General features: G+C 58.7%; 1 protein-coding gene. It reads right to left on the reverse strand.

The window, feature by feature from the left end; translation table 11 throughout:
* On the reverse strand, window positions 1–322 hold a 322-nt coding region (locus HU764_RS27530), incomplete at both ends, for an immunoglobulin-like domain-containing protein (RefSeq protein WP_217835031.1).

Consider the following 322-nt stretch of genomic DNA (forward strand, 5'->3'; position numbering starts at 1 on the left):
CGCGTGGTTATCGATCGGCAAGCCGTCTTTATTGGTCAGGGTGACGGTATAGGTGATCTCGCCGCCTTCGGTGACCGAAGGGGTAGCAGTCAGCTTGGCGATGACGTCGTCAGTGGTGTCGGTGACTTTGATCGACGCCGCGTCGCCCAGCTGCAGGTTTTCGAAGGTACGACCATCGATGTCTGCTGCCGACTTGATACCCAGGCTGATTTCGCCAGCGTCTTTGTAGACGTCGTCACCCTGTGCTTCGTGGGTGTACGGGGCGCTGGTTTCACCGGCCTTGATAGTGACGGTGGCGTTGTTGCTCAGGGTCACGACCAGA

Origin of the sequence: Pseudomonas kermanshahensis (assembly GCF_014269205.2) — a bacterium.
Classification (GTDB): domain Bacteria; phylum Pseudomonadota; class Gammaproteobacteria; order Pseudomonadales; family Pseudomonadaceae; genus Aquipseudomonas; species Aquipseudomonas kermanshahensis.